At 63.7% G+C, this 6,316-nt stretch carries 6 protein-coding genes, 1 other RNA gene and 1 pseudogene; 7 read left to right on the forward strand and 1 reads right to left on the reverse strand.

Going from position 1 to position 6,316, the window contains the following annotated elements; all coding sequences use genetic code 11:
- Positions 1-79, reverse strand: a pseudogene (locus EN893_RS40035) (HIT family protein); the annotation flags it as partial.
- Positions 80-248: 169 nt separating this feature from the next.
- On the opposite strand from EN893_RS40035, the gene ffs reads away from it, so the two are divergent.
- The 7 genes from ffs to EN893_RS13975 form a co-directional block, all read left to right on the forward strand.
- An RNA gene (ffs, locus tag EN893_RS13940) (signal recognition particle sRNA small type) lies at positions 249-345 on the forward strand.
- 105 nt (positions 346-450) lie between these two features.
- Positions 451-2,262, forward strand: coding sequence for a DNA polymerase III subunit gamma/tau (locus EN893_RS13945; protein WP_127272516.1), 1,812 nt, complete (start codon positions 451-453; stop codon positions 2,260-2,262).
- 30 nt (positions 2,263-2,292) lie between these two features.
- Positions 2,293-2,616, forward strand: a complete 324-nt coding sequence (locus EN893_RS13950) for a YbaB/EbfC family nucleoid-associated protein (protein WP_013527931.1) — start codon at positions 2,293-2,295, stop codon at positions 2,614-2,616.
- 27 nt (positions 2,617-2,643) lie between these two features.
- Positions 2,644-3,051: a hypothetical protein gene (locus EN893_RS13955; protein WP_127272517.1), complete on the forward strand. Its 408-nt coding sequence runs from the start codon at positions 2,644-2,646 to the stop codon at positions 3,049-3,051.
- A gap of 135 nt (positions 3,052-3,186) precedes the next feature.
- Positions 3,187-4,119 (forward strand): cell wall hydrolase, encoded by a 933-nt coding sequence (locus EN893_RS13960; protein ID WP_127272515.1) that lies wholly within the window; start codon positions 3,187-3,189, stop codon positions 4,117-4,119.
- A gap of 227 nt (positions 4,120-4,346) precedes the next feature.
- Positions 4,347-4,952 (forward strand): recombination mediator RecR, encoded by a 606-nt coding sequence (gene recR / locus EN893_RS13965; protein WP_027039603.1) that lies wholly within the window; start codon positions 4,347-4,349, stop codon positions 4,950-4,952.
- A 194-nt stretch (positions 4,953-5,146) separates the two neighbouring features.
- Positions 5,147-6,316: lytic murein transglycosylase (locus tag EN893_RS13975; RefSeq protein WP_164900845.1), on the forward strand; the 1,170-nt coding region annotated here is incomplete at its 3' end.

Raw genomic sequence — 6,316 nt, forward strand, 5'->3', positions numbered from 1 at the left:
GCCCAAGCCACATCAACTGCTCGCTGTCCGCCTCCAGCCGTGCGTCCAGCGTGAATCCGGCCTCCAGGCCCGGCAGCATCGGCGTTTCCCTTGCTTTTCTTGGTTTGCTCAACACATGAAGGCTAGAGCGGCGGCAAGGGGGCTGCAAGTGAATCATTGCGCCCTCACGGTTTGGTGCGCCGATTCGACATTTAACGATTTCTTCGGCGGACTTGCATTTCGTCGCGCAATTGCCGATATGGAAAGCGGGAGGTTGGTGGTGGACGATCCACTCGCCAACCGGGTCAGGTCCGGAAGGAAGCAGCCCTAACGAGCCCGGAACGGGTCATTGTTCCAGCCTCCCACCTCATCGGCCCCTCTCGCGACATTGACGACGCATTGCAGCGCGGGCGAGACTATGCGCAGGAATCGGCCGCCTTCGGGCGCGGCCATTTGGAGCTTTACGGGCGTATGAGCGAAGCCGGAAATTCGGGACCAAAAAGCCTGGAGATAGGCAAGGCCGCCGCCTATCGCGTGCTGGCGCGCAAGTACCGTCCTTCGAATTTTTCCGAGCTGGTCGGCCAGGAGCCGATGGTGCGCACCCTCACCAATGCCTTTGCCACCGGCCGCATCGCCCAGGCCTGGATGCTGACCGGCGTGCGCGGCGTCGGCAAGACCACGACGGCGCGCATCCTCGCGCGGGCCCTGAATTATAAAACCGCTGACATCGACCAGCCTTCGGTCGACCTCGCCGTCCTCGGCGAACATTGCCAGGCGATCATGGAAGGCCGCCATGTCGACGTCATCGAGATGGACGCCGCCTCGCATACCGGCATCGACGACATCAGGGATATCATCGAGCGCGTGCGCTATGCGCCGGTCTCGGCCCGCTACAAGGTCTACATCATCGACGAAGTGCACATGCTGTCGACGCAAGCCTTCAACGGCCTGCTGAAGACGCTGGAAGAGCCGCCGCCGCACGTCAAATTCATCTTCGCCACCACCGAAATCCGCAAGGTTCCGATCACCGTTCTGTCGCGCTGCCAACGCTTCGACCTGAGGCGCATCGACGCCGGCGCTCTGGTCGCGCATCTGTCCTCGATCTCGGCCCAGGAAGGCATTTCTGTCGACGACGACGCGCTGGCGATGATCGCGCGCGCCGCCGAGGGCTCGGCCCGTGATTCGCTCTCCATCCTCGACCAGGCGATTGCCCATGGCGCCGGCTCTGTCGGCGCCGATGCGGTTCGGGCGATGCTCGGGCTCGCCGACCGCGCCCGCATCGTCGACCTGTTCGAACATGTGATGAAGGGCGATGTGGCGGCAGCCCTTGGCGAATTCCGTGCGCAGTATGACACCGGCGCCGATCCAGCCGCCGTGCTGACCGATCTTGCCGAATTCAACCATCTCGTCACCCGGCTGCGTTTCGTGCCGACGGCCATCGAGGATGCCTCGCTGTCGGAGGACGAGCGGCAGCGCGGCGCCGATTTCGCCAGAACGCTGTCGGTCAGGGTGCTGTCACGGACATGGCAGATGCTGCTCAAGGGCATCCCCGAGGTGCAGTCTTCCAACCGGCCGGTGAGTGCCGCCGAAATGGTGCTGATCCGGCTGGCGCATGCCGCCGATCTGCCGACGCTGGACGAGGCGCTGAGATCGCTCGATAGCGCTGCGCCTATGCAGAATGGCGCGCCGCGCCCGAATGGGACGTCGGCAAGTTCCGGCAATGGCGGTGGTGCCAGCGCGGTGGCGCAGACGCGCATGCCATCCGGATCGGGCGGGGCACAGAGCATGCGGCTGGTCGAAGCCTCGCCTGCTGCCGTTGCCTACGTCGCTCCGCCGGAGCCGGCCATGGAATCGGCGCCGCTGAAGTCGCTGGCCGACATCATTGCGCTCGCCGACGCGCAGCGCGACATCGCCTTCAAGGTGCTGGTCAAGAGCTGCATCCGGTTCGTGCGTATCGAGCCCGGCCGCATCGACGTCGGCCTGACCAGCGATGCGCCCAAGATGCTGCTCAACGACCTGACGACGAAGCTTCGCGCCTGGACCGGCCGCAGCTGGCTGGTCTCGCTGTCAAAGGAAGAGGGCGGCCAGACGCTCGCCGAAATGGAATCGGCCAAACGCGAGACGGCATTTCTCGATGCCAAGAGCGATCCCACCGTGGCCGCCATCCTGGCGCGCTTTCCCGGTGCCAAGATCATCGACGTGCGCATTCCAGACGCGCCGGAAGCCGAAACGACAGAGGCTGAAGTGCCGGTAGAGCCGCCGGCTGACGACGATGAAACCTGATCCAGCCACGAATCCGCAAAGGACCCGACCATGAAAGATCTTCTCGGCCTGATGGGCAAGGCGAAGGAAATGCAGGCCAAGTTCCAGGCCATGCAGGACGAGATCGCCACGCTGGAAGCGTCCGGCCAGGCCGGCGGCGGCCTGGTCAATGTGACGCTGACCGGAAAATTCGAGATGAAGTCGCTGAAGATCGATCCGTCTCTGTTCAAGGAAGACGATGTCGAGATCCTGGAAGACCTGGTGCTGGCCGCTCACAACGACGCCAAGACCAAGGTCGAGCAGATCATGCAGGAAAAGACCAAGGCGCTGACCGCAGGTCTGCCGATCCCGCCGGGAATGAAACTGCCCTTCTAGCATTCGGCGCGCGCGCCCATGATCGCCATGACCGAAGAGCCCTCCGAAAGACTGATCGAGCAGCGTATCCGCAACAGGATCTACGAGATCCTGGAAATCCTGGCCGATTGTGACGACGGCGTCGATCTCGTCGGCATCAAGGGTTATTTCTACCTGTTCGAGGATTTCGTCCATCGCCCGTCGATCGAAGCCGGCACATCGGCGCTTTCAAAGGACGAGCGCGCGATCGTGCTGGAGATCGCCGAGTTCCTGGAGGCAGCGAGCGAGACAAATCCGGACTTCACCAAGGCTGAGTTCATAGACAGCGACTGGCCGGGAAAGATCGCGCCGACGGCCAGGGAGGCGCGGACGCTGTTCCTCCGGCGCGGCCTGTTTTCGGAGAAGGTCGAGGAGCTTGAGCCCGGCCAGCCGGCGGCCATTACAGTGGGGCACTAATTCACTTTTAGGTCATGCAACTGTACCAATTTGGCAACAGAGCCTCATCAATAACGTTTTGGCCATCATTTTGCCCGAAAGTGTCTCATTCTTGCCGCAGCCTGGGGGCGGGCATGGAAGTGAGAGGGTTACCTGTTGATTGCCACGCGATGGAAGACGCCGCTGTTGCTCGGCGCCGTCATTTCACCCCTGTTTTTGGCTGCCTGCAGCCAGACCACGTCACACGGCATGTCCGTCGCCAGCCTGACCGACGCCATCACGCCGGGTTTCCTGAGCTCACGGGCCTACAGCCATACGCCGAAGGACAAGGAATGCCTGGAACGGGCGATGTTCTTCGAGTCCAACCGCTCGAGCCGCGACGGCATGATCGCGGTCGGCACGGTGGTGATGAACCGGCTGCGCTCCGGCAAGCACGGCAGCACCATCTGCCAGGTGGTGGGCGAGCGTGGGCAGTTCGCCCCCGGCGTCATGACAAGGCCGATGAATTCACGCGCAATGCCCGATGTCGAAGAGGCTGCCGAGGCGGTGCTCAAGGGTGAGCGCAAGGCCAAGCTCAAGAACACCATGTTCTTCCACACCGCCGGCTTACGCTTCCCCTACAAGAACATGCACTACACCATGGTTGCCGGCGGCAATGCCTTCTATGAGAAGCGCGGCCGCAACTGGCAGCCGCTGCCGGACGAGCCGCAGGTCGCCATTGCCTCGGCGGCGCCGCAGAAGCCAGCGGAGCCGGTGACGATGGTCGCGTCCGCCGAGCCGGTGCGTCCGGCCAAGCCGGCGACCGTCCGGTCCGTCCCTGCCCAGCAGACCTATATGACCGCGGCCGCCGCGCCGACCGCGAAATCCGCGCGTGTCTCGGCGGAGCCGACGGTGGTGGCGATGCAGGAGCCGATGGAGGAACCGGATGCCGCCCGTTTTGGCGGAACCTTGAACACAAGGACAAGGGTCATCTCCTCGGTCGAGGACGCGCCGCAAGAGGCGTCTATGGGATTCCAGTCGACGCCTGAGAACACCGACGCTGTCGGCGCGATGATCGTCAGCCAGGGCCGGCCGCTCGAAGCCAACTGATCTGCGCTCTATGGTCTGTCCAATGGTCCGCCCGGCTAATATGGTGGTTCATGCGGATGCGGGATGTTCCAAAGCGCTCTGAAAAATCCTGGAGCGGTTCACCGTTTCGCGGAAACGGTGAACCGCTCCAGCTTTTCGTTTTGACGCAATTCCCAAGGGAAAGCGCTTCGCGCTTTTCCCGGGAAAACCGCTTCGCACTTTTCCTGGAATTGCTCTAGATCAGAGCGATGTCGAAGCGAATCGCCGGTCCCGAGATCGAACGTCTGATCCAGCTCCTGGCCAAGGTGCCGGGGCTGGGTCCCCGGTCGGCCAGGCGTGCGGCCCTTCATCTGATCAAGAAGAAGGAGCAGCTTTTGTCGCCGCTGGCCGCCGCCATGGCCGAAGCGGCCGACAAGGTGCGCATCTGCTCGACCTGCGGCAATGTCGACACATCGGACCCTTGCATGATCTGCACCGACCCGCGCCGCGATGCCGGCACCATCATCGTCGTCGAGGACGTCTCCGACCTGTGGGCGCTGGAGCGCGCGGCGGCGATGAATGTGCGCTACCACGTTCTCGGCGGCACATTGTCGCCGCTCGACGGCATCGGCCCCGACCAGCTCAACATGCGGTCGCTGGTCGACCGCGTCGCCGGTGGCGAGGTCAAGGAGATCATCCTCGCCGTCAATGCGACGGTGGAGGGCCAGACGACCGCGCATTACCTCACCGATCAGCTGTCCGGCTTCGACATCAAGGTGACACGGCTCGCGCATGGCGTGCCGGTCGGCGGCGAACTCGACTATCTCGACGAGGGCACGCTGGCCGCGGCGCTGCGCTCGCGGACGGCGTTTTGACAAAGTTGCGGCAGAGGATGCGGGTCATGATTTTTGCGCGTCCACCAAGGCTGGTGCCAAACACCCCCCTCTGTCCTGCCGGACATCTCCCCCTCAAGGGGGGAGATTGGCTGGCGGCTCAGCTTTCGATAATCACCCACGTTGCGGGCAGAGCGCCGCCCGTGAAGCTGCCGATCTCCCCCCTTGAGGGGGAGATGGCCGGCAGGCCAGAGGGGGGCGCGCCAGAACGCGGCCTTCGCCAGTTTTGTCTTGCATTCTTACTGGCTGCCCTTGCCTTCCTCTTCCTTTCCACCCCCGCCTCCGCCGCAAAGATCGACGACCAGTTCCGCGCCTGGCTGCAGAACGACCTCTGGCCGCAGGCCAAGTCACAAGGCATTTCCAAAACCACCTTCGATGCCGCCTTCGACGGCATCAAGCCCAATCTGAAACTGCCCGACCTGGTCAAGCCGGGCGAGAAGGCGACCACGCCGCGGAAACAGCACCAGGCCGAATTCGGTTCGCCCGGCGCCTATTTCGCCGAGAAAACGGTTCGTGCGGTGACGGCGGGCGGGCGGGCGCGCGAAGCCACCAATGCCAGGACACTTGCATCAATCGAAAAGCGCTATGGTGTGCCGGGCGAAGTGCTGCTGGCGATCTGGGGCCGCGAGACCGGATTCGGCGCGGCGAAGGTGCCTTACGACGCCTTCGAAGTGCTGGGCACCAAAGCGTTCATGTCGACCAGGAAGGACTTCTTCCGCACCGAGTTGCTTGCTGCACTCGAGATCGTCGAGCGCGGTCTTGCTCCGGTCGGCGCGATGAAATCGTCGTGGGCCGGAGCGCTCGGCCAGCCGCAATTCATGCCGACCTCGTTCCTGAAACATGCCGTCGATTTCGACGGCGACGGCCGCGCCGACATCTGGAACTCGACGCCGGACGTGCTGGCCTCGATCGCCAATTATCTCGTCCATTACGGTTGGGTAAAGGGCCGCGGCTGGGGTTTCGAGGTGACGGTGCCGGAAAGCGTTTCCTGTTCGCTGGAAGGCCCGGACCAGGGCAAGAAAATCTCGCAATGGGCTGATATGGGCATCAAGCGCGTCGGCGGCAAACCGTTTCCAGCAAGTGAGCTGAAGGCCGAAGGCTTCCTGTTGATGCCGGCAGGGCGCAGCGGCCCGGCCTTTGTCGCCACGCCCAATTTCTACGTGCTGAAGCAATACAACACCAGCGACCTCTACGCGCTGTTCATCGGCCACGGCGCCGATCGCATCGCCCATGGCGACGCGAATTTTGCCGGCAGCTGGGGCGCGGTTGGCGGGCTCCACCGTTCGGACATCGCGGCCCTGCAGCGGTCGCTGGAAGCCGGGCAGGCCATCGGCGCTGCCGACATC

This window comes from Mesorhizobium sp. M7A.F.Ca.CA.004.04.2.1 (genome assembly GCF_004022825.1).
GTDB lineage: Bacteria > Pseudomonadota > Alphaproteobacteria > Rhizobiales > Rhizobiaceae > Mesorhizobium.